Origin of the sequence: Tissierella carlieri, assembly GCF_018917285.1 — a bacterium.
In the GTDB taxonomy this organism is placed as follows: domain Bacteria; phylum Bacillota; class Clostridia; order Tissierellales; family Tissierellaceae; genus Tissierella; species Tissierella carlieri.
Map to the genome: position 1 here is coordinate 72,087 of NZ_JAHLOH010000047.1, position 21,381 is coordinate 93,467.

21 protein-coding genes are annotated in these 21,381 nt (G+C 31.0%); 13 read left to right on the top strand and 8 right to left on the bottom strand.

What is annotated here, in order from left to right:
• Positions 1–92: 92 nt before the first annotated feature.
• The 7 genes from KQI38_RS16830 to KQI38_RS16860 all read left to right on the top strand — a co-directional run bounded on the left by KQI38_RS16830 (position 93) and on the right by KQI38_RS16860 (position 8,693).
• A complete protein-coding gene (locus KQI38_RS16830) occupies positions 93–902 on the top strand; it encodes a GNAT family N-acetyltransferase (RefSeq protein WP_216561439.1) in 810 nt (269 codons plus the stop codon).
• 120 nt (positions 903–1,022) lie between these two features.
• Positions 1,023–1,292 (top strand): CD3324 family protein, encoded by a 270-nt coding sequence (locus tag KQI38_RS16835; RefSeq protein ID WP_216561441.1) that lies wholly within the window; start codon positions 1,023–1,025, stop codon positions 1,290–1,292.
• 364 nt (positions 1,293–1,656) lie between these two features.
• Positions 1,657–3,600, top strand: a complete 1,944-nt coding sequence (locus tag KQI38_RS16840) for a sigma-54 interaction domain-containing protein (RefSeq protein ID WP_216561443.1) — start codon at positions 1,657–1,659, stop codon at positions 3,598–3,600.
• A gap of 331 nt (positions 3,601–3,931) precedes the next feature.
• The gene (locus KQI38_RS16845) at positions 3,932–5,005 is read left to right on the top strand and encodes a pyridoxal-phosphate-dependent aminotransferase family protein (RefSeq protein WP_216561445.1); all 1,074 of its coding nucleotides are present in this window, start codon (positions 3,932–3,934) and stop codon (positions 5,003–5,005) included.
• Between the two features lie 35 nt (positions 5,006–5,040).
• Positions 5,041–6,183, top strand: coding sequence for a pyridoxal-phosphate-dependent aminotransferase family protein (locus KQI38_RS16850; RefSeq protein WP_216561446.1), 1,143 nt, complete (start codon positions 5,041–5,043; stop codon positions 6,181–6,183).
• Between the two features lie 286 nt (positions 6,184–6,469).
• Complete coding sequence (dapA, locus tag KQI38_RS16855; protein WP_216561447.1) at positions 6,470–7,354, top strand: 4-hydroxy-tetrahydrodipicolinate synthase; 885 nt, start codon at positions 6,470–6,472, stop codon at positions 7,352–7,354.
• Between the two features lie 85 nt (positions 7,355–7,439).
• Complete coding sequence (locus KQI38_RS16860; RefSeq protein ID WP_216561448.1) at positions 7,440–8,693, top strand: dicarboxylate/amino acid:cation symporter; 1,254 nt, start codon at positions 7,440–7,442, stop codon at positions 8,691–8,693.
• Positions 8,694–8,755: 62 nt separating this feature from the next.
• On the opposite strand, the gene KQI38_RS16865 is transcribed toward KQI38_RS16860, so the two are convergent.
• Both KQI38_RS16865 and KQI38_RS16870 read right to left on the bottom strand, forming a co-directional pair.
• Complete coding sequence (locus tag KQI38_RS16865) at positions 8,756–9,940, bottom strand: anti sigma factor C-terminal domain-containing protein (protein ID WP_216561449.1); 1,185 nt, start codon at positions 9,938–9,940, stop codon at positions 8,756–8,758.
• Entirely contained in the window at positions 9,930–10,424 is a 495-nt protein-coding gene (locus KQI38_RS16870; RefSeq protein ID WP_216561450.1) for an RNA polymerase sigma factor, read from the bottom strand. Before KQI38_RS16870 ends, KQI38_RS16865 begins: the two co-directional genes overlap by 11 nt.
• 262 nt (positions 10,425–10,686) lie before the next feature.
• On the opposite strand from KQI38_RS16870, the gene KQI38_RS22050 reads away from it, so the two are divergent.
• Both KQI38_RS22050 and KQI38_RS16880 read left to right on the top strand, forming a co-directional pair.
• Positions 10,687–11,178, top strand: coding sequence for a phosphatase PAP2 family protein (locus KQI38_RS22050; RefSeq protein ID WP_216561451.1), 492 nt, complete (start codon positions 10,687–10,689; stop codon positions 11,176–11,178).
• A gap of 208 nt (positions 11,179–11,386) precedes the next feature.
• Complete coding sequence (locus KQI38_RS16880) at positions 11,387–11,716, top strand: tRNA-binding protein (RefSeq protein WP_216561452.1); 330 nt, start codon at positions 11,387–11,389, stop codon at positions 11,714–11,716.
• A gap of 438 nt (positions 11,717–12,154) precedes the next feature.
• Here the strand turns inward: KQI38_RS16880 and KQI38_RS16885 are convergent, their stop codons facing one another.
• On the bottom strand, positions 12,155–12,814 hold the full coding sequence (locus tag KQI38_RS16885) for a hypothetical protein (protein WP_216561454.1): 660 nt from the start codon (positions 12,812–12,814) through the stop codon (positions 12,155–12,157).
• 220 nt (positions 12,815–13,034) lie between these two features.
• Here KQI38_RS16885 and KQI38_RS16890 point away from each other — a divergent pair, with 220 nt between their 5' ends.
• Complete coding sequence (locus KQI38_RS16890) at positions 13,035–13,928, top strand: EamA family transporter (RefSeq protein ID WP_216561455.1); 894 nt, start codon at positions 13,035–13,037, stop codon at positions 13,926–13,928.
• A gap of 32 nt (positions 13,929–13,960) precedes the next feature.
• Entirely contained in the window at positions 13,961–15,166 is a 1,206-nt protein-coding gene (locus KQI38_RS16895; RefSeq protein WP_216561458.1) for a winged helix-turn-helix domain-containing protein, read from the top strand.
• Between the two features lie 81 nt (positions 15,167–15,247).
• Here KQI38_RS16895 and KQI38_RS16900 read toward each other — a convergent pair whose 3' ends face one another.
• The gene (locus tag KQI38_RS16900; protein WP_216561460.1) at positions 15,248–15,682 is read right to left on the bottom strand and encodes a Dps family protein; all 435 of its coding nucleotides are present in this window, start codon (positions 15,680–15,682) and stop codon (positions 15,248–15,250) included.
• A gap of 120 nt (positions 15,683–15,802) precedes the next feature.
• On the opposite strand from KQI38_RS16900, the gene KQI38_RS16905 reads away from it, so the two are divergent.
• Positions 15,803–16,108, top strand: coding sequence for a winged helix-turn-helix transcriptional regulator (locus KQI38_RS16905; protein WP_216561462.1), 306 nt, complete (start codon positions 15,803–15,805; stop codon positions 16,106–16,108).
• 109 nt (positions 16,109–16,217) lie between these two features.
• Here the strand turns inward: KQI38_RS16905 and KQI38_RS16910 are convergent, their stop codons facing one another.
• From KQI38_RS16910 to KQI38_RS16925, 4 genes are all read right to left on the bottom strand, one after another.
• Positions 16,218–17,069, bottom strand: a complete 852-nt coding sequence (locus tag KQI38_RS16910) for a DegV family protein (protein ID WP_216561463.1) — start codon at positions 17,067–17,069, stop codon at positions 16,218–16,220.
• A 185-nt stretch (positions 17,070–17,254) separates the two neighbouring features.
• Positions 17,255–18,559 (bottom strand): MATE family efflux transporter, encoded by a 1,305-nt coding sequence (locus KQI38_RS16915; RefSeq protein WP_246565898.1) that lies wholly within the window; start codon positions 18,557–18,559, stop codon positions 17,255–17,257.
• A gap of 325 nt (positions 18,560–18,884) precedes the next feature.
• Positions 18,885–19,379, bottom strand: coding sequence for a rubrerythrin family protein (locus KQI38_RS16920; protein WP_094903066.1), 495 nt, complete (start codon positions 19,377–19,379; stop codon positions 18,885–18,887).
• Positions 19,380–19,430: 51 nt separating this feature from the next.
• Positions 19,431–19,859: a Fur family transcriptional regulator gene (locus tag KQI38_RS16925; protein WP_094903064.1), complete on the bottom strand. Its 429-nt coding sequence runs from the start codon at positions 19,857–19,859 to the stop codon at positions 19,431–19,433.
• Between the two features lie 273 nt (positions 19,860–20,132).
• Here KQI38_RS16925 and KQI38_RS16930 point away from each other — a divergent pair, with 273 nt between their 5' ends.
• Complete coding sequence (locus KQI38_RS16930) at positions 20,133–21,356, top strand: GGDEF domain-containing protein (RefSeq protein ID WP_216561467.1); 1,224 nt, start codon at positions 20,133–20,135, stop codon at positions 21,354–21,356.
• Positions 21,357–21,381: the final 25 nt, after the last annotated feature.

Consider the following 21,381-nt stretch of genomic DNA (forward strand, 5'->3'; position numbering starts at 1 on the left):
ATTATTATAATTGTTTTTTCTATATTATTCTTATAGGATAAATGATAAAATTAGGTTATCTGCTTAGTATGGCAATGGGATGGGGGATAAAAGTGGAAAACATTAATAATATTATAGATAAAAAATATAAATATACTTCTTTAGAATATATAGACGAGGAAGATATAAAAGATGCTAAAGTAATATATCAAGATGAGACTAGCATTCTCTTATATAAGGAACTAGATGAAACAATACAATTGTTTTGGGCAGCAGATTCTAAAGAGGGATTTATGACAGGGCTAAATAGTCTTGAAATATTAGTAGAGGAGAAGAAGATCTCTGGAAAAAAGGTACATATAAAATTTATTCCAGAGGAATTTATTAGTTTTTTAGAGAAAAAAGGCTTTAGAGTTATAGCAGAGTTTGTTGATTTCTGGAATAGAGATATAAAGGTTATTTCTATAGATGAACATGATACTTCTAATATACGGAGGTTAAAAGAAGATGAATATAGTATAGCAGGTCAGGTGACCAGAAATTGTATAGGATATTCTAGAGGATTTACAGGTGAAGATGATGAATGGATTAAAGAATGGAATGAATCTAGCAATTCCTTTATTTTTGCAGCAGAAATGGAAGGAAAGATAGCAGGCATATGCTGTGTTAACTTATATGGATTTGAAAGTGATAAGGGAATAGTGTTATGGATAAGGGAAGTAGCTGTAGACCCTGAATATCAAGGTAAGGGAATAGGTCGCTTATTGCTAACATATGCTATTAAATGGGGTAAACAAAATGGGGCAAAAAGAAGTTTTTTAGCCTGTGATGTAGAAAATCATAGAGGTATTAATCTATATGAAAGTTTAGGATATGTTAGAGCTGAAGGCAGAGGAGAAATTAGAATGGAAAAATTATTATAGAAGTCATTATTAAATATATAAATAATATTAAAACAAATATATTAAGGGAGGTGGGTATTATGAAGAAATGTGTAAACCACATTTATCGATCTAATACTTTTTTATGGGGGGTACAAATATTTGAGTTACAAAAATGCAGCAGAATTATTACCACCTCATCTGTTAGAAGAGGTGCAAAAGCATATTGACGGAGGGCTGATATATATACCTAAAGCAAGCAGCAGAGTAAGTTGGGGCCAGTTGACAGGCTCCAAGGAAGCTATTGAAAAGAGGAATAAAGATATCATTAAATTATTCCAAAAGGGTATTTCTATTAGTAAGCTGTCAGAGGAGTATTATTTAAGTCAAGAGACGGTTAGAAAAATAGTATATGGTAAAAAACTATTATAATTATTCTCTCTATATCATTTTTATATAATAAATGAGAGAATATAATTAACCGGTTAGTATAGAAGAAGGGAGATGGTATTTTGAAAATAATAGAGGTGTTTTTAGTATAAACCCTTAAGCAAATAAGCTAGGTCATAACTGACCTAGCTTATTTTATGTATATAGAAAAATTCCTGTTTTTTTAATCTTTTTAATATAAACTTTGGATAAATGAATTCCAAAAAAACGATTTCTCAAATTACAAATGCCTAGTTAAAAGCCTTTTTTCATTTTTCTTTTTTAATATTTTGTTATATAATATTGGCAAATTATGATTGATTTTTAACTATTTGTCACTATTACTATATGGAAAGTAGGTAAATGAATGAAGAAAATTATAATGATTACTCCTGGAAAAGTAACTTCCATTAACTTGGCTATTCAACTTGAAAATATTTTTGGTGAATATACCGAAGTTAAATCTTATTGTCTGGAAGATGATTTAGATTTTGATCCTACAAATGCATTGGTTGTTCTTTCATCCCCTAATACTATGGATAAAAGAATACAGGATTTAATAGATAATGGTTTAGAATATATTGTAGCACAGAGGGTAATAAATCATCGGTATATATCAGAATTGTTAAATTTACCTAGAGGGACAGAAGTTCTATTAGTTAATGATAGACCAGAATCCAGTCATGAGGCCATGGTTCAATTACAAGCTCTAGGAGTCAACTATATTAAGTATTATCCTTATTATCCAGGTATAGCTTCCTATCCAGAGCTAGATATTTCTGTCACAGTTGGGGAACCTCATCTTGTTCCCTTTGGTGTAAAGAAAGTAATTAATATAGGAACTCGACAGATTGATATAGTAACTGTAGTTGATATAGCTAATAGGTTGGGGTTAATGAAGGCTTTGGGGGACAGGCTCTCTTCTCAATATGTAAACCATATAATAAATTTATTAAATAGAATAAATGATACAGCCAAAGATATGAGAATTATCAGTAGCAGATTAGAAACAGTTGCTAATTGTTTGGCAAAAGCCATTATATATATTAATAAATCTGGCGATGTTATAGTAAGTAATCAAGAGATGTGTAATATTTTAAAATGCTCCTATGATGATATTGTTGGAAAAAACATTAAAGATATATTACCTCAAATATTAAAAATAAATGGTCATGATGAAGTAGATATTATTAGAATTCATAACAAGGAACTCTTCGTTACATCAAATGTTATAGAAGGTAAGGGTAGTGAAGATGGAATCATATATACTTTTGAAAAAAGTGAAGAGATTGAAAAAAATGAGCATGAAATACGTAGAAGAACTTCAGAAAATGCCATTAGAACAAATTATTATACATTTGATGATATTTTTTATAAAAGCAGCAATATGAAAGATTTAATAGATAAAGTCAAGTCTTTTGCTCTTACAGATTCTACTATTTTGATACAAGGGGAAAGTGGCACAGGAAAAGAATTGTTTGCCCAGTCTATTCATTCAGCATCTCATAGAGCTTCGGGACCATTTGTACCAGTTAATTTTGCTTCAATGTCAAGCAGTTTAATAGAGAGTGAACTTTTTGGTTATGAAGAGGGGTCTTTTACAGGAGCAATGAAGGGTGGTAAAAGGGGACTTTTTGAAGAAGCTCATGGCGGAACTATTTTTCTTGATGAAATAGGGGATGCTTCTTTAGATTTCCAATGCAGACTATTAAGGGTTATACAAGAAAGACAAGTTAGGAGAGTTGGAGGACTTAAAGAGATACCTATAAATGTTAGAGTTATAGCTGCCACTAATAAGAATTTAATGAAGATGGTTGAAAATAAGGAGTTTAGAGAAGACTTGTATTACCGTCTTAATGTATTTAATATAACAATTCCATCATTGAGAGAGAGGCCTGGAGATATACCACTACTTATCGATTACTTTCTTGATATGTACTGTAATAAATTTGGTGTAGCTAAAAAGGGTATCGAAGCAGGTGCAATGGCTATACTCATAAATCATCAATGGAAGGGAAACATCAGAGAATTACAGAATACTATAGAATATTTATGTTGTATCTGTGAAGATGATATCATAGAAGTGGAGAATGTAAGGAGTAAAATTCCTTTAAATGATTATACAGAAGTTGTTATAAAGGAAGATGAAATAATAGAAATTATCCCTATTGATGAGCTCGAAAAGAGAGAAATTAAAAAGGCATTAGATAAATATGGACATACAACAGTAGGAAAACTGCAAGCAGCTCAAGCTTTGAACATAGGAAAATCAACCTTATATAGAAAGCTTAAAGAATATAACATAGATTAATGAAGCGAAAAACCTTTTGTTTATTAAAAATCAAAAGGTTTTTTTATATTTATGGAAAGTGGAAGATGAAAATCAATTATGAAATTCAAATAATCCCAGAATGGGAAAGTTTCCAAATATGAGAATAGAAAAACTTCAAAAATTCTCTACTTGGGAATTTGTCATTAGATATATTCAGAGAAATGAGCAAATGTGTTGTAAATACTAGGTTGTATTTTTGGCACAGTTATTGCAATATAGTATATCGAAAGCAAAGCAAAATAAAATAGATTATAAATAATCTGAATCTATTAAAAATAGTCTTTAATACCAGAGAGAAGGAGATGTTTTTATGGAAAAAAAGGTATACATGATGGTTGGACCTACGACAATTCCACAAAGAGTACTTAATGCCATGAATGTGGAATCATTTTCACATCGTACCGATAAATATTCAGCACTTCAGGAAAAGGTAACCACAAATCTGAAAAAAATATTCAACACCGAGAATGAAGTGTTTGTTTTGACATCATCGGGAACAGGAGCCATGGAAGCTACTATACAAAACTGTTTTTCAGCAGGAGATGAGGTTGTTGTTCCAACAATAGGAAAATTTAGTGACCAATATGCACATATGTGTGAATTATATGGATTGAATGTAATAAGAGTACCATTTGAAAATGGTGAAACAGCTGATATAAATAAGGTAATGGAGAAGGTTACTCCTAAAACAAGAGGAGTATTTGTAGTTCATAATGAGAGTGCAACTGGTGTATTTAATGATATAGAAGCCTTTGGAAAGGCTTTAAAGGATACAAATGCTTTATTTGTAGTTGACTCTGTTAGTGGACTTGGTGGATTAGAAGTAAAAATGGATGAATGGAATATAGATATAATATTTACCAGCTCTCAAAAAGCATTAATGGCTCCTCCTGGATTAGCTTTTCTTGCAATAAGCGATAAAGCATGGGCTTATGTTGAAGAGTCAAAATTCCCAAAATATTATTTTGATTTCAAGCTAGCAAGAGAACATAATAAGAAAAATCAAACTCTAGTTACACCTACTATATATACACTTTTAGCTGTGAATGAATCATTAAATATGATGTTTGAAGAAGGTCTTGATAATATATACAAGAGACATGAGGAAAACACACAAATGATAATTGAAGGTGTGAAAAGACTTGGTTTAACTCTTTTCGCTAAAGATGAAAAATTTGCTTCAAAGACTTTAACTGCAATCTATGTTCCTGGTAAGTCCAAGGAAATTGTAAAAGCTCTTGCAGAAAGAGGAGTTGTTGTAAATGGTGGAATAGGAGCATTGGCAGAGGATGTATTTAGAGTTGGAACTATGGGATATGTATCAAAGAATGATGTACTATTGTTCTTAAATGCATTAGAAGATGTTGTAAGTAAAATTAATTAATATAAAATATGCTTAAGTAAAATGGAGGAAACACTATGAAAAATCGTAAATTAGTTATGATACCGGGACCAACACCTGTTGTAAGAACAATTCAGGATCAAATGGGAAGAGAGACAGTAGCATTTGGTGATCCTAAATTTGTAAATGACTTTAAGGAAGTTATTGCAGATTTAAGAGAGATTTGGGGTACATCGGGTGAAGTATTTGTTATAGCTGGTAGCGGAAGTATGTCTATGGAAATGGCTATTGCTAATACACTAAAGGCAGGAGATAATCTGCTTATTGTATCACATGGTTTCTTTGGAGACAGATTTGTTAGTATTGCGGAGAATAAAGGAATAAATGCTGATGTTATGAAAGCTGAATGGGGTAAAGTGTTTTCAGCAGAAGATATTGAAACCAAGCTAAAAGAAAAGCATTATCATGCAATAACTGTAACTCATGTTGACACTTCTACAGCTGCAGTAGCACCAATTGAAGAGATTGGTGAAATGATGAAAAAATTTCCAGATACAATCTATATAGTAGATGGAGTAGCTGCAACTGCAGGTGAGCGTGAATATGTGGATAAATATAATATTGACATTTTATTTACTGCATCCCAAAAAGCATTTGGAGTAGCACCGGGTTTGGCACTTCTTTGGGCCAGTGAAAAGGCTATGGAGAGAAGAAAATCAATAGGTTCAATACCTGAATATTATGTTGATTTTGATAAGTGGTTGCCTGTAATGCATGATCCTTCAAAATATTATGCAACACCAGCTGTAAACCTGATATGGGCGCTACAAGAATCTATAAGAATAATAAAAGAAGAAGGAATAGAAGCTAGATACGAAAGACATATTGATATCTCAAAAGCAATGAGAGCAGCTTTAATGGCTATGGGATTTACAATATTAGCTGATGAAAAAAATAGAGCAACTACTTTATCATGCTGTCTATATCCTGAAGGAATTGATGATTTAAAATTCAGAACCGTATTAGCAGAAGAAGGAGCTCAGGTAGCAGGTGGCCTCGGAGCATATGCAGGAAAGATGTTTAGAATAGGGCATATGGGAAATATAGATATGCTTGACATGGTAGGAGCAATATCTGCAATAGAAAGAACACTTTACAGAATGGATATTGATGTATTAGGTAAGGGTGTAGAAGTATTACAGAGAAAATTGATAGAATAGAAGATATATCATAATAAAGATATGAAAGAAGCAAAAACCTTTTGAAATCTAAGAAATTCAAAGGGTTTTTATTTTGTAATAAAAATGAAAGATAAAAGTTAAGCAATCCCAGAATGGGAAAGTTTCCAAATATGAGAATAAAAAAACTTAAAAATTTCTCTATTTGGGAATTTTACATTACGGAGGTCTAAAAGAATGTGCAATTATATGGTATATACCAAGTAATATTTTTGGCATGGCTATTGCAATATAATATATCGAAAATAAAATGAATGGAGTGGATAAAATGTTTAAAGGAATTTATACCCCTATAGTAACACCTTTTGATGCTAATGAACAAATCGATTATGATTATATGAAACATAATTTAGACATCTGGGGAAAGACTGATTTAGATGGTATAGTAGTATTAGGATCAAATGGAGAATTTGTTTACCTTAATCAAGAGGAAAAGCTTGAATTAGTGAAATTTGTTAAGGAAAATTTCAATCCGGAAAAGAAAATAATTGTAGGTACAGCTTGTGAATCTACAAAGGAAACCATAGCACTTTCGGAAAAAATGGCAGAATTAGGAGCCGATGCAGTACTTTTATTACCTCCTAATTATTTTAAAGGCGGAATGAAGGAAGATATTTTATACAAATATTTTACTGATGTAGCTGATGCCATATCAATACCAGTAATGATTTATAATATGCCTGGCAATACAGGAATAAATCTTTCATCAGCATTGATCGCTAAATTATCAAAGCATTCTAATATAGTAGGTATAAAGGATACTTCAGGAAACATAGTTCAAATCTCAGAAATCGTAAGAGATACTAATGATGATTTTGCAGTATTTGCAGGAAACGCAGGATATTTATTACCCGCTTTAACAGTAGGGGCAAGAGGTGCTACATTGGCTCTTGCTAATATTATGCCAGAGGAATGTTGCAGACTTGTATCATTATTTAAAGAAGGAAAACTAGATGAAGCTAGAGAATTACAGTTAAAGCTGATAGAGATCAACTTTGCCGTTACAGGTAAATTCGGTGTAGCCGGACTAAAATATGCTTTGGATTTACTTGGATATAAAGGAGGACAACCAAGAAGACCGTTAGTTCCAGTTTCAGAGGATACGAAAAAAGTGATAGAGGAGCTTTTGAGAAAATATGGGGCTTTAAAGTAATAGTAAAAGATTGTAATTGATAACCTTAGTAGGCGGATGCCTACTAAGGTTGATCACAACCATAATGTACTAGGAGGGAAAGTTTGTGAAAAAAAAGAAACTTAGCTTAAGTGCAAAGGTATTTATAGGTTTTGGACTAGGTATTATTTTAGGTATTATATTTAAGGAAAAAATTCTAATTATTAAACCTGTTGGAGATATTTTCTTAAGATTAATAAAAATGATAGTTGTACCATTGATTTTTTTCTCAATTGCTGCAGGTGTTTGTAGTATCGGTGATATGCAAAAACTCAAAAGAATTGGCTCTAAAACCCTTATATATTATCTTTTGACAACAGCCTTAGCAGGATCAATTTCATTAACAATTGCAAATCTAATAGGGCCGGGAAAGGGATTATCTGCAGAAGAAATAGTAGGGACTGGAACAGTATATGAAGCCACTGCTGCACCTACTATAGGAGATACAATAATTGGAATGGTTCCGGATAATATCTTCACAGCATTTACAACTTCAAATCTAATGCAAATTATCGTATTTTCATTATTTGTTGGTATTGCTATTATTATAATGGGTGATAAAGGAGTAAAGGTAAGAAATTTTTTTGAATCCGGGTCAGATGTTATGTACACAATCACCGGAATGGTTATGGAGACATCTCCATACGGAGTTACTGCTTTGATAGCATGTTCCGTAGGGGCATATGGAATGAAAATTTTCGGACCTCTTGCAATATTTATAGGAACCGTTTATCTAAGCTTGATCTCCGTTGTAATTATGTATGCAATTATGTTAAAATTAATTGGAAAAGCATCTATTAAACAGTTCTTCAGGAAGATACCAGAACTTTGGTTGGTTACTTCAAGTACTACAAGTAGTTCTGGAAGCCTACCGGTTACACTTAATATAACGAAGAATAAGTTTGGTGTAGCAGAGGATTTAGGTAACTTTACATTACCTCTTGGTGCTACAATGAATATGAATGGCGGTGTTTGTTTCTATGCCGCAAGTGTTATATTTGTTTCACAGATTTATGGTATAGAGTTATCAATTACTCAACAAATAATGACTGTACTTATGGCAACTTTAGTGTCAGTAGGAGCTCCTGGTATTCCGGGTGGTGCGATTGTAATGTCTACTATGCTTCTTACAACAATGGGATTACCATTGGATGTTGTGGGAATGATAGCAGGAATTTTCCGTATAATAGATATGGGAACAACAACTATGAATGTAACAGGAGACGTTGTTAGCACTATCTGTATAGCTCGTGGAGAAAACATGATAGATGACAAGATATACAATGACAGTATGGCGAAAAGTACAATTGGTGTAAATTAATAGATTTTTTTATTTAAAAATGAAAACCTTAGGATATTAATATAATATCCTAAGGTTTTTTATCAGCGTATATATCTTTTTGAGGCCATGACTTGATCTAATTCTATGGTAAAAATGGATTCCTTTCCTATAAAGGTAAGTAAATCCTCGGCATTGGCATAGATTAATACGCCATAGGATTTGACACCATGTTCTTCTACATAGTCTAATGCGGATTGATAATGTTGAGTTTTAAGATGGTTATGGTCAAGAACATTTACCTCATCTTTTCTATCTATCATATATCTTAATAAACTCTTATAATGTAGTTCATAACCCTCTGGCCAAATAGATTGATTTCGTGATCTAGTGTGGTCCCTTAGCCAATCCAATAATTGAAATGCAGGGTATTTATTTTTATCAGGTCTGTCATCAGCAGCTGATACTGCATTGGAAGGAGGCTTAAATCCTGTAAGATATTGAATAGCCTCATCTTTAGGTGCTGTTCTGATACCAATCCAAGCAAATTCAATATTATCGTATTCCATCAACATATTGTAGATTTCTTCCATAGTTAAATCTTCTTCAAAGGTAAGATAAGCAGATACATAGGACACAGGATTTAGTTTTTTTATGTGATTTATAACTCGATTTTTATTTTCTTTAAAATATTCATAATCACTAATCTCAGGATTTGTGATTATTTGAAAACCTAGACTTATATATTCTTCCTCAAAGACATTTTCAAAGTTTTTTAAATGAGTATCTCGTTTTATTTTGGAAGAGATATTTTTTGATTCTTTAGTGAAAAGATTATGACGACTATAATAAATATTATAATTGCCAAATCCTAGTCTTTCAGCTGTGACAAGGCCTAGAGAATATCCTGGCAGATTTAGTTCTGTAAAGGCTGTCAGATCAAAATATATGTCCTGATTATATTGACCAACTGAAACCTTTGTCGGGTTGTAATAAAAACTGTCTATGATAGGAGATAAAACAAAAAAAATTCCTAAAATAATGAGCATAACAACAGACACTGAAGTTATAACTACTCTTCTAAGACGACTGTTCACACTTTTTTTTAGTTTAATAGTCTCATCCCTCTGGTCATCATAATTTTCCACTTCTATAAAATCTATATCTATGTTCTCTGATAAATATTCTTCTATAGCCTCATATTTTTCTATTTCTTGTTTTATTAGCAATTTTTCCTCCTCAGAGGCGATACCATTTCTATATTTATCCATCAATTCCTTAAAATTCATATTCACCCTCCAACATATCTTTTAATTTTTTTCTAGCTCTAAAAAGTAGAGTTTTAGCAGCCCCGTATTTTAACCCCGTTGTTTTAGCTATTTCTTTTATAGTAAAGTCACAATAATAATATAGTATAATGACTTCTCTGTAGGAATGAGGTAGATTTATAATTAGGTAATAGAGCTGTTTTTTTTCTTCATTGTCAATGACTTTGTTTAGGGGAGTTTCCTCTGTAGCAAGAAGATCTTCTAAACTATCCATAGTATTATATTCTTTATTAGTTCTAGAAGTATCTAAGAACAAATTCTTACATACTTTAAAGAGCCAATATTTAATATATGGAGTATCTTCGTCTAGAGACAATAAGGCCTTGAAGAAGGTTTCGCTAACCAAGTCCTGAGCATGATGATGATTTTTGCATAACGAAAGGGCATAGAGGTAAACTTCCCTATGATATTTGATATATAAATTTTCTAATTGGCTGTTTATCATAGGAAAATCCCCTTTCACTTAATAAACGGAATAGAAGGATAAAGGTTACACTTTTTTAGAAGAATTTTTAAAAAGGTCATTCTATGTCGATTATATCGAAAGAATGAAGAAAAGACTACTTGTTTCAATATGGATATAGGAGTAAGCCAGTTGAGGATTATTTTTATCATAACAGATAAATTAAGAAAAGAAGAAAGCATCTATTTAGAAAATATATTGATATGGTATAATAGATAACAGATTAAAAGATAAGGTGATAATCGTGAATGAAAAAACATATGAAAAAATGATAAAAATATTAGGTAGCCATCCATATGCCTTAGTAATGATTAAAGGAATAAATAAGTTAACTACTACATTGGTGTATTTCATATATCCAATTTTTCTTCTTATGTTGGCATTTAATGGTGATTTAAGGTTTTGGAGAGTTTTTCTTACACCAGGAATTTCTTTCATGTTGGTTAGTTCATTCCGAAATCATACTGATTTTCCTCGTCCTTATGAAGTTTTGGATATTGTCCCAATCATCAATAAAAGTACTAAGGGAAGATCGTTTCCAAGTCGTCATGTATTTTCTGCCTTTGTAATCGCCATGACTTTATATTACATTTCAGTTCCAGTGGGAGTCATTTTAATGTTTGCAGGCATTATATTAGCAATAGTACGAGTACTAGGTGGTGTACATTTTCCTAGGGATGTAGTTGTTGGTGCTATGATTGGCATCTTATTTGGTATGATAGGTTTCCGTTTATAATGCTATAGAATATCCCTTTAAACTTCTGATAGTGTTTTGTTTTAAGGGAAACAAAGAAGCTCATGGCAGACAGTGTATAATTATAGTAACGGCACTTGGTTCAATATTACGTTTTACGTGCTGGTATTACACTAGCTTTGCAGGTCAATAGTTTATGGTAATATATAAATAGTATATTTATAAGATAATTGAGTAGGAGGAGCTTATTATGGCTACATTTGATGATTTTATGAAATTAGATATTAGAGTAGGAGAAATTATTAAAGCAGAGATTTTTGAAAAGGCAAGAAAGCCTGCGTATAAACTATTGGTTGATTTTGGAGAAGAAATTGGTATAAAGAAATCAAGTGCTCAAATTACTGAATGTTATAAAGTAGAGGATCTTGTAGGTAAACAAGTATTAGGAGTAGTAAATTTTCCAGAAAGGCAAATTGCAGATTTTATGTCAGAGGTATTGGTATTAGGAGTTTATTCTGAGCAAGGGGTAGTATTGATTCAACCAGAACAACCTGTTAAAAAAGGAGAAAAATTAGGTTAAAGGTTGGTATCTTATCTAATCTCCCTTTTGAATGAGTATCCAGACAAATATTAGATGAAAAATGATATGAATTTGGTGTGATAATAGAAAGCTCCATATCAATTTACTAAACAATCCATCGAAGCAATTATAAAGTAACTAACAAAAGCTTAATAGCAAGAGAGTCTAAAATACGTTATATTGCCAACTGAATTGTTTGATGTTTCTTGAAGGATGAGCTCATGAATTAAGGAACTGGTGAGTTGTGAATTTATGAGTAGTGATTGCATAGCGTAATCTTTTAATATATCAGAATTATTTTCCATCAAAGGATTTCAGATATTAGGAATATAATATCTTAAGCAAGCCTAAAATGTAATATTCCTTCAATCTATGCTATCGACTGATCATCTTTCAATATCAATGAAGCCTTTTATTATCACACCAAATTATTCTATACTATTTATATTGATTTATGATATCTTCACATCTATCTAGATAACTAAATTTTGCACTAAAATCTACAGACTGAAGATTCATTGCCATGTCAATTTTTTCAGATATTCTATCTGCTAGATAATTATTGGATTTAATCTTTTCGGATAATGGCTTTGTATCATATATTATTGTAGTAATTACTTCAGCCTCATATATATATGGTGTTTGATTTCCTTCTACATTGAATGCGTAGCCAGTTCTATTTTCCTTTGTTTTCTTATCCTTTCTATTTGCTAGAGGTCTTAGATATGATTCCGAAAATCTTCTAAGTAACTTTGCATATTCCAATGCTGCATCCAAATTCATGCTCTTATTATCATCAATTTTTATTATCAAGTCCTTCTTGGCTTCTGCTATACTTTCTGCTAACATAGATTTTTCAAGAAAAAGGTCTTCTAATAGTATTGTTAGATTGGGAACATCTATTTCTGCATCATCTTCAAATTCCACTTCTACAGTTTCATCAACTGCATCTTTGTATGAAGCTGACTTCTTATGATTTTCTGTTATAGAATATATCCTAGAATCCATAGCATAGTTTGATAAATATATTAATTCGTCGATGGTTCTATCAAGGAAGTTAGCATATCTTCCTGCTTCTTTCATGGTCATTTTTTCCATAATTATCACTCCCATCTTAATTTCATATAGAGTAACATACTACTGTAATTAGAATACCATAATTTTACATCAATACAATTACAAAGAGGTTACATCATCATTACAATTCCATGACACACTAGGAGGAGTTGAATATGAATTGTCTATACATTTATTCCTCCATATAGTAAAATAATCTAAATGATAACATAGTATCAGCAAAAATTAGGAGGAAAATTGAATGTGGTTTATTTTTGCACTAATATCTGTTGTATCTTGGGGCATTGCAGACTTGTTTTACAAAATGGGGACAGACCCTAAGGATAAATATAGTCATCTAAAAATTGTTATTATGGTAGGATTAGTAATGGGAATACATGGCTTTGGATATATGATTTTCAATAAAATATCCTATAATCCTATAAATATTATAAGATATATCCCAGTAACTTCTATGTATATTCTATCTATGACTATAGGCTATATGGGACTTAGGTACATTGAATTATCCATTTCCTCTCCATTGGGAAATTCTTCAGGAGCAGTAGCAGCATTATTGACATTTGTTTTTTTAGGGGAAACCATGAATATATTGCAGTTCGCTGCAGTAGCTATTATTTCAGTGGGGATGATTATCTTAGGTTTTCTAGAAAGAAAAGAGAATATAATTCAAGGTAGACTGGAAGATAGGTCTGTAGATAATAAATATACAATAAGCACTATGGCAATAGTATTTCCAATTTTATATTGCATAATAGATGGAATCGGGACATTTGCAGATGCATTCTATTTGGATAGGGTATTAACTGAAGCTGAAGCAAATTTATCCTATGAATTCACTTTTATGATAGTAGGAATAATAGCATTTATATATTTAGCTTTTGTCAAAAAAGAATTCTTAAGTTTTGGAAGGGAAAAAATAAAGCTATATGCAGCTATATTTGAAACCCTTGGTCAATTCTTCTATGTTTTTGCCATGGCTCAAAATTCAATTGTTACGGCACCTCTAGTAGCATCTTATAGTATAGTATCAGTAATACTGTCTAGAGTCTTTTTAAAAGAAAAATTGAACAAACTTCAATATGCTGTAATAGCTGCAATAATGATATCTATTGGTATTTTAGGTATGGAGTAGTATAATTAATAAGTTAGGAAGTGATAAATAAAATGGAACAAGTTAAACTTACAAACAGACAAGCTCGACATTTTATTTTATTGAAACAAGGATTAGTAGGTAATTATAAATTTATTAAAGAACAAGGTGTTTGTGATTATATCAAGCAAGCAGGCTGTATTCAATTTGATCCTATAGATGTTTGTGGTAAAAATGCTGAATTAGTCTTGCAATCAAGGGTAGATGGATTTTCTAAGGAGATGTTGCATAAACTTTTGTACATAGATAGAAAATTTATAGATTATTTTGATAAGAATATGTCCATATTCAGTCTAGAAGATTGGAAATATTTTTCACGTCAAAGAGCAAAGCATGAGAAAAATGGTAGAAGTAGAGAACAAGTAAATAACGTAATGGACAAGATAAAGGAAATTATCAAAGCGAAAGGTTTTGTTTCTTCAAAAGATTTAAGTTTTAAGGAGCAGGTTGATTGGTATTGGAGTCCTGCCACATTATCTCGTGCAGCATTGGAAACATTATATTTTCAAGGTGATTTGATTCTTAATCATAAAAAAGGAACGATTAAATATTACTCTCTTGCTCATGAATATATTCCTGAAGAGATTCTTAATGCAAAAGATCCTAACTTAACTGATGAGGAACACTGGAAGTGGAGAATTTTAAGACGTATTGGTGCTGTTGGATTACTTTGGAATAAGTCATCAGATGCATGGCTAGGAATTGATGGCTTAAAATCATCTAATCGTAATGAAATATTCCAGGAATTACTTGCAGAGAAAAAGATTATCGAAGTTATTATTGAAAATATATCTGATGCTTTTTATTGTCTATCAGAGGATAAAGATATAATTGACTTGGTTTTAGATACTGATGAGTTCCAAAAGAGGGTAGAGTTCATCGCTCCACTAGATAATATGATTTGGGATAGAAGATTGATCAAGGATATTTTTAACTTTGAATACAAATGGGAAATATATACGCCTATTGCTGAGAGAAAGTATGGTTATTATATTTTACCTGTTCTATATGGAGATACCTTCATTGGGAGAATAGAAGTAATAAATGATAAAAAATTGAAGCAACTTGTAGTAAAGAATTTCTGGTTTGAAGATAATATTATTAAAGATGATGTATTCGAAGATAAAATTCAAGATTGTCTCAATAGATTTGCTAATTTTAATAATTGCCAAAATATAAGAATAGACTGTGAGATATCATCTAGTTCTCATAGGTCTTAGTATAGATAGTAGTGAGAATAGAAGATAAATTTAAATACACAAACAAAGCATCCTTAATTAAGGATGCTTTGAAAATTTTATTTATTTTAGCATAGAATTTATAAACCATATGTTTTTGCTGTAGTATGCAACGTAATCTTCAAATATAGCAACAGTTTCAAAATCTCCTTCTTCATCAGCTATATTTCTGATATCAGTTGCTAATTCTTTCATTAATTCCATATCTTTTTTAACTATTTCTAGAGACTCTTTTATTGAAAAGTCTTTCGCTTTAATTTCTTCAATATTAGATTTTTCTAGATACTCAGCCATTGTAGATAATGGAGTTTCATTTTTCATTTTTAATAATTCTGCTACTTCATCTAGATTCTCAAATAACTTATCATAGATTTCTTCTGTAAAATTGTGGACTTGCATAAATTGAGTACCTACTACGTTCCAGTGAATATTATGGAACTTTACATTTAGTACAGCCAAGTTTGATAAATATTTTTGTAATAATTCGATATGTTTCATAAAATACCTCCTTAAAATTTTTAAATTTATATAATTATTAATTATTATCTTCTATTAACTATATTATATGATAAAATATAAGTAACAAAAAGGCACAAATATGTTCGTAGGGGTGAAATTATGAAAAACAAAATATCTAATGGATTTCAAATTGTACAGGATCTAATTAAACTTAGATGGGTACCAGAAATATTAAAATCTATCCATCTTGGAAATCAACGGTATAGCGATATTTTAAGAAGTATTCCATATATGAGCCATACTGAGTTAAATAGAAAGTTATCTATACTTATAGAAAGAAATGTCATAGATAAAGTAGTTGAGGAGGAAAATACATACTATTCTTTACTTAGCTTTGGTAAAGATTTAGTACATATTTTCTACCATTTAGAAGATTTAGAAGAGAAGTACTTTCAACATTCTTAAGGAGCGGTACGCATGTCTTCTATAATAGCAAATAAAGAACTCTCTATTTGACATAATAGATAATAAATAAAAAGTCTTCATCAATTTATTGATGAAGACTTTTTATTAACTATTTAGTTTCAAAAGCTATACCTAAAGTATTTGGCCCACAATGGCATGATATTGTACAACTTGCAATTGTTACATGAATTTTCTTAAAATCCGTATGTTCTAGTATTGTATTCTTGGCAAGTTCTATATACTCAGAATCTATTCCCGAATGAACAATAAAAATATTCTCCTTATTAATATTATCATAGCTTGATAATTTATCATTTATATATTTTACAATAACCTTATTTAATGTTCCTCTATATTTGTTTCCTAAGTCCATGGCACCAGATTTATTGTCTACATTAATAACAGGCTTGATTTTTAATAAATTTGCTCCTAAAGATGAAGTCCTTGAACAACGGCCCCCAGCATGTAAAAAATCTAAAGTATCAAGAACGAAACTCATATGTATGTTTTCTCTATGACTATTTAGTCTATCACTAATTTCCTTTGCTGATAATCCTTCTTTTATCATATTAGCTGCCTTTAATACCAAAAGAGCAGAACCAGTGGAAAGGTTGTGTGAATCTATAGGATAGATTCCCTTCAACTCATTCGCTACTATACAACAATTATTATAGCTACTTGTAAGTGCACTTCCTAGGTTAACATGTATTATCTCATAGCCATCATCTATCCAAGGCTTGAAATAACTATAATACTCTGCAACATTTATAGCAGATGTTTTCGGTAAAATCTTCTTTTCAGAATATACTCTAAAGATTTCGGCAGGTGTAATATCTACATTATCCTTATAAGTATTTTCATCCAGAAGAATGGTATAAGGAAAACTATTAACATTATGATGCCCTATTAATTCATGATTTAGATCACAGGTGCTATCAGCACTTAATATTATCTTTTTCATTTTGAGTAATCCTTCCTAAATATATTGATTGAAAATTTTTATTTTAGATTGACTAATGGAAAATATGACTAATATGTATGAATAATAATATCTAATACTATGACTTTTGTCAATTTAATATTATGTCAAAAATATAAAGAGAATCAATTCCATCTAATATTTAGATAGGATTGATTCTTTTCTTACTATAACTTATTAGCAAAGCCTTTTTTACGCCATTTGCCTTTTTTATAGAAAATTGTAGTTATAATTGCTCCAACTGTCCAAGAAACCAGTAGGGAAATAAATGTGGATTCAGGTCGTCCTGTTGGATAAGCTTCACTTCTTGTAAGGTAAGCAATGCCATAAGCCACAGGAACACGAAGAACAACTGTAGTAATTAGTGAAATCCACATAGGTGTAACTGTATCCCCTGCACCACGCATAACTCCTGATAAACTCTGTGTTACAGCCATTGCAATATAACCTACTGCTAGAATTCGCATCATATGCATACTTAAATCAACAAGTTCTGCTGTATCAGTGAAAACACCCATAAGATATCTACCGAAAATTAAAATCAAAATAGTTATTACAGTGGAAACTCCAACAGCTATCATAGTACCATCTTTAGTTCCCTTTTCCACTCTATCCATTTTATTTGCCCCTATATTTTGTCCAGTATAGGTTGTCATTGCACTGCCGAAAGAGAAATTTGGCATCATGGCAAATCCATCAACACGCATAACAATTACGTTGCAAGCTATAACCATCTCTCCGAAACTATTAGTTAGAGATTGTACAACAATCATTGCAAGAGAGAATATTGCCTGTGTAAGACCAGATGGTAATCCGAGTTTTATTAGTCTATAGGAAAACTCCTTGTCTAATTTTAGCATTGCCCAGTTCAAGTCGAAGTTATCTTTCATTTTCATTAGTTTAATGATACAAAGTACTGCTGATATTCCTTGTGCAATAATAGTCGCCAGCGCAACACCTGGGACACCCATATTAAGTCCAGCAACAAACCAAATATCAAGCACTACGTTTAAAACTGTGGAAATAAGTAGAAATATAAGTGCCGATAGAGAATCACCAAGACCACGAAGAACACCAGCTAAAATATTATAATAAGCAAAGCCTGCAATACCTACGAAATAAATAATAAGATAATTTGCGCACCAATCAATAATAGTATCTGGTGTATTGAGAAAAGAAAGTAATGGGCGGGTAACAATAGGACCGATAATCATAATAATTATCGATGCAATAGCAGTCAAAGATATACATACACCAATAGTATGAGAAAGTTTTTTTCGATCCTTAGCTCCAAAGTACTGAGCTACCATTATGCCTGCCCCCACAGAAATTCCAACAAAGAGTACGAGTAAAAGGTTTAATATAGGGGATGCACTTCCAACAGCAGCAAGTGCGTTATCGCCAACATATTTACCGACGATAATGGAATCAGCAGTATTATAAAATTGCTGTGCTATATTACCGATAAGCATTGGTATCGCGAATTCAGTAATTCGCTTCCAAGGTGTACCCTCTGTTAAATCTTTGGGAGCAAATAGTTCTTTAAGTCTTGTCATATCTTTACCTCCTACATTAACTTAATAAGCTATAGAATTTTCTATATAGATTTATCCTTAGAGCAAGTAAAATCTAGTTTATAATAGTTATTATAACTTGTCAATTTATATATGAAAATAAAATTAATAATTATTAATTTTAGAATAAAATTATATTCCAAAAAAGGAGGTATAAATGCATAAATATAAAGTGATGATTAAGGTAATCATCACTTTATATGAACTAAGCCTTTGAAATTTATTAATACTTAATAAATTTTGAACCAGCAACGTTACAGATACTACATTTCTCTGGAACAAATTTTTCAATATTTCCACAAACTGGACATAGATAGTAGAAAACTTCTTCCGTTTGATCAATATTTTCTAAAGCTTCTTTGTATAGTTTTGCATGGACTTTTTCAGCTTCCATAGCATAAGTAAAAGTTTGAACTGCTGCTTTATTTCCTTCTGCTTCTGCAGCTTCTATAAATGGTGGATACATGCTCTCAAATTCATATGTCTCTCCATTGATTCCATCTTCAAGATTTTCAGCAGTTGATCCAATCTTACCTGCTACTTGGAAATGTCTAAGAGCATGAATAGTTTCAGCGTCAGAAGCTGCTTTAAATAGCTTCGCCGCATTTAGCTTTCCTTCTGTTTCTGCCTTTTTTGCATATGATAAGTACTTTCTGTTTGCTTGGGATTCTCCAGCAAATGCCTCCATAAGATTATTAAGTGTTTTGTTATTTTCCATTTTATCTCCTCCATTTTATTTAATTAATATTTTCAAAAGACTATCTTGTCTTTAGATATCATTATTTTTTTTAATACATTTTGGACATATACCTTTAAAATACACATCCTTATGATTAACTTTGAAACTACCTAAGCCCTCTGCTGCTAATGAATCAAAGTCTATATTAAAATCAAAAATTTCCCCGCAAGATTCACATTTAAAATGTCCATGATTTTCAGTTGTGGCATCATATCGAGTTTCATTGTCTTCTATTGTTATAACTCTTACTAGATTGGCATTTACTAATGCATTTAGGGTGTTATAAATTGTTGTTTTTGACAATGTAGGAACTTCCTTTTGTAAATCAGTATATATCTGATCAACAGTGGGATGAGTTTTATGATTATTTATATATTCTAAAACCTTTAATCTTTGGTGAGAAAGACGAATATTCCTATTTTTTAATTCATTAGTTAGTTCTTCAAAAGTTGTATTCATATGCCTCACATCCTTTATATATTTAGGATTATAATAATAAATTAAAATTATTATTAAGTTGTAATGATTACAATATAATTATAATTGTAAATTTAAAAGATGTCAAGTAAAAACTTTAAGTAATTTTGTCCTAGAACATGATGCTTGAAAATCAGTAAAATAAAGTATAAAATAAAAAATAGTGTTGAGATTCTATGAAAAAAATCCAATAAAAAGCTTAAAAGTAAATACTTAATTTTGAATTGGTAATTAATGCGAAAGGAATTACATAAAATGAGAACTAGAGTCAAAAGGATTTTTTCCATGTTTTTACCATTTAGTTTGATTATATTTGCCTATATTTTATTTACTAAGACTAATACAATGTCAGATGCACAACTAGATATAATAAGACTTTCTCCCTATGTAATATTTTTTATAGGAATTGTCATTGCTTGGAGATTTAATCGCAGTCGAGAATTTTTTGTATTAATAATTCTTACTCTATGTTTAAGTGTAATAGGATACACAAAAAGTGATTCTATTAGTTCAACGGAAGCAGCTGATATGTATTCAATAATTTGCCTAATGATTCCCATAAATATTGCATTGTTCTCATTTCTAAAAGAGCGGGGGATAATAAGTCTATGGGGAGCTATACGTATAGGAATTATCGTTGGGCAATTATTATTTGCACTTTGGTTGATTTATTCAGGTGAGAGATACATTTTAGACCTAATCAATAAAGATATATTATCTATAAATATTGATGCAATAAATTCAATACCTCAGATATCAGTAATAGTATTTTTAATAACTCTAGTGATACTTATTACTAGAGAGGTATCATATAAATCTTCTCAGGATGTATCTTTTATTGCTGTATTAGTGGCATTATTTTATGTACTAGAAAATAATAGCAGTCAAATATTATGCTCCGTATTTTTTGCAGTTTCAGGACTTATTCTTATAGTTGCAATAATTCAGGACTCTTATTATATGGCATTTTCTGATGAACTTACGGGTTTACCATCCAGAAGAGCTTTAAAACAAGATATGATGAAACTAGGCGTTAACTATTCAATTGCTATGCTAGACATTGATTATTTTAAAAAATTTAATGATAAATATGGACATGACACAGGAGATGAGGTCTTAAAGCTAGTTGCTTCCATTATAAAGAACGTTACAGGGGGAGGTAAATCTTACCGTTATGGTGGAGAGGAATTTACAATACTTTTCCCAGGAAAATCTATAAGTGAAGTGCTTCCGCATCTTGAAGAATTAAGAGAAAAAATATCACAGAGAGGGTTTACAATTCGTGGGAAGGATCGTCCGAAAAATAAACCTAAAAAGAAAACCAAAACCCTAAAGTCTTCAAAACAAATTTTTATAACAGTGAGCATAGGAGTTGCCCAGAAGAATGAAAACTATAGAACACCAGATGATGTTTTAAAATCTGCAGATAAGGCTTTATATCGTGCTAAGAAAAAAGGTAGAAACTGCGTTAGTAAATGATTTAAATATAGAAAATTATTTTATA

Excerpts from the sequence above, each read along its gene's own strand:
- KQI38_RS16850 (WP_216561446.1), top strand. The coding sequence starts at position 5,041 with ATGAAAAATCGTAAATTAGTTATGATACCGGGACCAACACCTGTTGTA.
- KQI38_RS16915 (WP_246565898.1), bottom strand. The coding sequence starts at position 18,559 with ATGCTTATCGGTAATATAGCACAGCAATTTTATAATACTGCTGATTCC.
- dapA (WP_216561447.1), top strand. The coding sequence starts at position 6,470 with ATGTTTAAAGGAATTTATACCCCTATAGTAACACCTTTTGATGCTAAT.
- KQI38_RS16900 (WP_216561460.1), bottom strand. The coding sequence starts at position 15,682 with ATGAAACATATCGAATTATTACAAAAATATTTATCAAACTTGGCTGTA.
- KQI38_RS16880 (WP_216561452.1), top strand. The coding sequence starts at position 11,387 with ATGGCTACATTTGATGATTTTATGAAATTAGATATTAGAGTAGGAGAA.
- KQI38_RS16920 (WP_094903066.1), bottom strand. The coding sequence starts at position 19,379 with ATGGAAAATAACAAAACACTTAATAATCTTATGGAGGCATTTGCTGGA.
- KQI38_RS16895 (WP_216561458.1), top strand. The coding sequence starts at position 13,961 with ATGGAACAAGTTAAACTTACAAACAGACAAGCTCGACATTTTATTTTA.
- KQI38_RS16910 (WP_216561463.1), bottom strand. The coding sequence starts at position 17,069 with ATGAAAAAGATAATATTAAGTGCTGATAGCACCTGTGATCTAAATCAT.
- KQI38_RS16870 (WP_216561450.1), bottom strand. The coding sequence starts at position 10,424 with ATGATAAACAGCCAATTAGAAAATTTATATATCAAATATCATAGGGAA.
- KQI38_RS16840 (WP_216561443.1), top strand. The coding sequence starts at position 1,657 with ATGAAGAAAATTATAATGATTACTCCTGGAAAAGTAACTTCCATTAAC.
- KQI38_RS16890 (WP_216561455.1), top strand. The coding sequence starts at position 13,035 with ATGTGGTTTATTTTTGCACTAATATCTGTTGTATCTTGGGGCATTGCA.
- KQI38_RS16905 (WP_216561462.1), top strand. The coding sequence starts at position 15,803 with ATGAAAAACAAAATATCTAATGGATTTCAAATTGTACAGGATCTAATT.
- KQI38_RS16885 (WP_216561454.1), bottom strand. The coding sequence starts at position 12,814 with ATGGAAAAAATGACCATGAAAGAAGCAGGAAGATATGCTAACTTCCTT.
- KQI38_RS16865 (WP_216561449.1), bottom strand. The coding sequence starts at position 9,940 with ATGAATTTTAAGGAATTGATGGATAAATATAGAAATGGTATCGCCTCT.
- KQI38_RS16930 (WP_216561467.1), top strand. The coding sequence starts at position 20,133 with ATGAGAACTAGAGTCAAAAGGATTTTTTCCATGTTTTTACCATTTAGT.
- KQI38_RS16845 (WP_216561445.1), top strand. The coding sequence starts at position 3,932 with ATGGAAAAAAAGGTATACATGATGGTTGGACCTACGACAATTCCACAA.
- KQI38_RS16925 (WP_094903064.1), bottom strand. The coding sequence starts at position 19,859 with ATGAATACAACTTTTGAAGAACTAACTAATGAATTAAAAAATAGGAAT.